We start from the raw sequence: 3,783 nt of genomic DNA, 5'->3' as shown, positions 1-3,783 counted from the left end.
GCGTTGCAAAGTACCGGTCGTCAGGCGGTGAAAAGCCGAAGGCAATCCTGTGCGCCTCGTCAGAGCAGATGTACGGCCGCATCAATCGGGCCCAAAAGCCGCACTCTCACGAATAGGACGGGTTAGGCGACCAGAACTAGCTAGCCTGTCAGGCTTGGAATGCCTGCATGTTTGGTTTCCAAGGCCCTGCCCAGCCCTCCCCGCCCCCCCGGGGACGCCCTCAATGCCGGCTATCGCTATCTTGAGGTGAAGTGTCCCGGCTGCGACAACCACCAGACCGTAGCGCTCGACATCGTTCGGCGGCCCAAGATCATGCTCATCCACGAGCTCGGGCGCTATATGCGATAAGCAATGCTCGGTCAGGGGCGCCCGTTTAAGCGCAGCCATCTCGTCGTCTTGCGGACCACGAAGATCTCGGCCAGTAATCCACCTTCTGTTTGGTGGCCCAGGGATCGCTGAGAATTGAAGCTGTCTGCTGAACGACCTTACGCCAGCCCTGAAGCGCCGCGCGCAAGCTTGTCGAATTGGCAGCCAGCATTGAGCAGGTCCAGGATGGCCGCATCTACATCGAGCGGATACGCGCCATTTCTCTACACGCTCAAGGCCAGCGGACCGGAGTTCGGAGCTGGCATCAAGCACGCAGTTGAGAAGGGTTGGCTCGAGCTACACGAGAGCGGGACTTTCGTGCGTTTGCTGGAGCCGGGAAAGGCGCTGACAACGTAGACCAACCAGCCCCAGCCTGGAGGTTTTTCCGGATCGAAAAACGAGCCGGAGGCAGCAGACCGGGCGAGCCGGTAAGGTCGCCTCAATTGGCTGCCGGTCTCCGCGCTGGCAAGCCTTGTTCTGGCTAGTGATCTTCAGAAATTGGTGCCGGTCGTCGTCTTTTTGCTTGCTCGTTCCTCGCTGGCCATACGGCCTCAGCGTCCGAGCCAGCCCCGGAAAATGCTTGAGGCCGTTTTGTCGTTTCCTGTCACGAACCTGTGGCACGGCCATTGCTAGCGTAGCGCTAACTGGGATTTCAGGGCTCAGTTTGAGAATGAAACGCTGCCGGGACATGTATTTCGAGCCCGGCTGCGCGGCGGCGATCAAGGTGACGCGCTCTCATCCTGATTGTCGCGCCATACCCGGCAGCGTTCTATTTCGAGAAACTGGTGGCACAGCCGCCCGCGCCCTCAAGCTTATCTCGCAAGGCCGTGATCACGCGATGGACAATCCGTATATCCTTGACCGACAGCCCTTCTGAAAGATCGTTGATCCAGGGAGCCTGCAATTCCATTGCGGCTTCGAAGGCGCGCTGTCCATTCTCAGTGAGCACGACGAGCTGCGCCCGTCGGTGATGCGGGTTGACCTCAAAAGATACGAGGCCCTCCCTGTGCAGATCATTGATAATTCGCTGCACGTTTTGACGATTGCCGCCGAGGTCGCGTGCGAGCCAAGCGACCGGTTGGGGACGTTCGGCGGACACAATGGCGCCAAGCACCTGCCAGCGTGCGCTTGTTAGGCCAAGCGGGGCGACCAGACGGTCGCCGGCCGTCAGAAGTAGGCTGTAGAGCCTGAATAGATCGAGAACAAGGTCGGTCAGGGCGTCACCCTCGGGGGTTCGCTCGGCTTTTTTCATTTGTCACCATTGTCTGACATTGACATCATAATGTCAATCTGCTATGTAATCATAATACCAATTAGGCATCATATATTAAATAGCGATGGAGGCACTCATGTCGTTGCTACGCCCACTGGACCCTTCCTTCCCGATCGACCGCCAGATTGCTATCGAGGCAAATTCGGTCGTCCTGGTGAACTTATTCACTCTCGACAAAGCCGATGAGGCGGCTTTTCTCAAAACCTGGCAGGACGACGCAGCGTTCATGAAGCGACAGCCGGGCTTCATTTCCACTCAGCTGCACAGAGCTCTCGGCGACAGCCCGACCTATCTGAACTACGCCGTCTGGGAATCCACCGCACACTTCCGCGCGGCCTTCACCCATCCTGACTTTCTAGCAAAAATCGCCACCTATCCGGCCTCGGCGATAGCTTCCCCTCATCTGTTTCAGAAAGTTGCCGTGCCCGGCATCTGCGTTGCCTAGCCCTGCTGTTTTTAGGAAGGGAAGATACTCATGATCAAGTTGATCCATCCTGTCGCTGGCGCCTTGGCTATCGCAACGATCGGCACTTTCGACGGTACTCAGCGAGCTGTTCGCGTCCCATCGACGTTGAAACGGTTCCCCCGGCCGACAGCGCCGAGGCGTTCTCATGACCCACTAGAGGAGCGCGCTATGTCCTGGAAGTGGAAGCCGAGTTGGTACATCTTGGGCGGCAAGGCCAGCATCGTGCAACCGGCCCTTCAATGTCTTGTCACAAAACGCTCGACTGTCCTTAAGATCGACGGCCGCCGCGCCCCCAAGCGGGCCCAGCCCGACCTGGTACTCGATCTGATCCGCAAGGCTGCAAACGCCCTTCTGCACCTAAGGCCGCGCAAGGTGCATCGCAGCCGGTTCAGCGAACCAAAAGGAAATCCGCGCAAGGCGAAGGGCGAAGCGCCATTGCAGACGTCAGCAGAGGTTGTGCGCACCTATAGTGCTGTCGTCGACGCGCTCACAGCCGCGATTCTCAATGCAGAGGCCGCCTTAAACTGGTTGGGCACTCAACCGCCAGATCTGGAAGAAGCCCGGCGAGCACTTAGTACTATCGCTAAGGACGGTAATCGAGCAGGCGAAATTATCGCTCGACTTCGAGCGCCGATGCAGGATGACGCTCTTGATCCCTAAACGCGCTCTGACCCGCACCATCCCGTTTATGATGGGGTTGTCTAATCGCTGCTGAAAGGTCAAGCATATAATCTTGTTGAAGTGCTTGCCGGGTGTACGGTTGTCTTCGCGGTCGACAGTAGCCGGCGCATGATGGAGCTTCGCGGGACGAGCCCTTCAATGTGGACGACGCACTTTGCTGAGTCAGCGGTGCAACCCCATCAGCGGAATGGCTCAAGGGACACCTCGAGCGTTCAGCTTCAGAACGCTAATCGGATTCATGCGATGGCTCCGGCTGTCGGATTGAACAGCTCGCCAGTCTTAAGCATTGTATACATTATCAGTGCCAGCTTGCTCGCCACAGCCACGGCAGCTCTTTTGAAGCCGATTCTTTCCCGGAGCTGCAAACCCCGCGTGCGCAACGTGCTTTCGCTTGAGCTGCGCGTGAGAATGACCGTCGCTGCTTCGTACAAAAGCCCTCGCAAATGACGGTCTGTACGCCTCCGCTGACGGGTCCCGCGGTGGATACATGTAGAACCTTACGAAGATGGAGACCGCGAGAAAGAACTGCCAACGTGCCACCGCGCCCCAGAACGCAGTCTGGATCGTCAAAAATACCGCGGCACAAACGCTGAACCAAATGCGTGCCGCGAGATATCGCTGTTTATGGTTGAGCCAAAGAGTCACCCCAATGGAAGCAAGCCGGAGCCCCATGAATACTGGAATCATATGGCTTGGTGCCATGTAGAATAGGACGAGCGCAGTATCTTGAAAGCCTATAACGAAAACCAGGAGCACGAGCACGTTGAGAAACACGACATGCCTTGTATCGCGAGTAGGTAGGACGTCAGTCACGCCGATGCGGCGCAATCTACGGACGAGTTTCAGCATGAGGCCGCCTCCTGTCCTTAGGCTAGCCCGTCCTATTCGTGAGAGTGCGGCTTTTGGGCCCGATTGATGCGGCCGTACATCTGCTCTGACGAGGCGCACAGGATTGCCTTCGGCTTTTCACCGCCTGACGACCGGTACTTTGCAACGC

3 protein-coding genes and 2 pseudogenes are annotated in these 3,783 nt (G+C 57.7%); 3 read left to right on the top strand and 2 right to left on the bottom strand.

Annotation, left to right across the window (positions count from 1 at the left end; translation table 11 throughout):
* Positions 1-140 precede the first annotated feature (140 nt).
* Positions 141-459 (top strand): annotated as a pseudogene (locus tag AC066Y_RS42995) (hypothetical protein); the annotation flags it as partial.
* Positions 460-1,135: 676 nt separating this feature from the next.
* Here AC066Y_RS42995 and AC066Y_RS42990 read toward each other — a convergent pair.
* Positions 1,136-1,618: a MarR family winged helix-turn-helix transcriptional regulator gene (locus AC066Y_RS42990; RefSeq protein ID WP_456730819.1), complete on the bottom strand. Its 483-nt coding sequence runs from the start codon at positions 1,616-1,618 to the stop codon at positions 1,136-1,138.
* 97 nt (positions 1,619-1,715) lie between these two features.
* Here AC066Y_RS42990 and AC066Y_RS42985 point away from each other — a divergent pair, with 97 nt between their 5' ends.
* Both AC066Y_RS42985 and AC066Y_RS42980 read left to right on the top strand, forming a co-directional pair.
* Entirely contained in the window at positions 1,716-2,084 is a 369-nt protein-coding gene (locus tag AC066Y_RS42985; RefSeq protein ID WP_478279107.1) for an antibiotic biosynthesis monooxygenase family protein, read from the top strand.
* A gap of 189 nt (positions 2,085-2,273) precedes the next feature.
* Positions 2,274-2,765: a hypothetical protein gene (locus tag AC066Y_RS42980; protein WP_478279106.1), complete on the top strand. Its 492-nt coding sequence runs from the start codon at positions 2,274-2,276 to the stop codon at positions 2,763-2,765.
* 257 nt (positions 2,766-3,022) lie between these two features.
* Here the strand turns inward: AC066Y_RS42980 and AC066Y_RS42975 are convergent.
* Positions 3,023-3,247 (bottom strand): annotated as a pseudogene (locus AC066Y_RS42975) (IS110 family transposase); the annotation flags it as partial.
* Between the last annotated feature and the right edge of the window lie 536 nt (positions 3,248-3,783).

Source organism: Bradyrhizobium sp. USDA3010 (assembly GCF_056429065.1).
The sequence above is the reverse complement of the archived record's forward strand: the minus strand, read 5'-3'. Positions and strand labels throughout refer to the sequence as shown.

What these genes read in the sequence shown, in the direction of transcription:
- AC066Y_RS42990 (WP_456730819.1), bottom strand. Translation starts at nt 1,618, where the DNA reads ATGAAAAAAGCCGAGCGAACCCCCGAGGGTGACGCCCTGACCGACCTT.
- AC066Y_RS42985 (WP_478279107.1), top strand. Translation starts at nt 1,716, where the DNA reads ATGTCGTTGCTACGCCCACTGGACCCTTCCTTCCCGATCGACCGCCAG.
- AC066Y_RS42980 (WP_478279106.1), top strand. Translation starts at nt 2,274, where the DNA reads ATGTCCTGGAAGTGGAAGCCGAGTTGGTACATCTTGGGCGGCAAGGCC.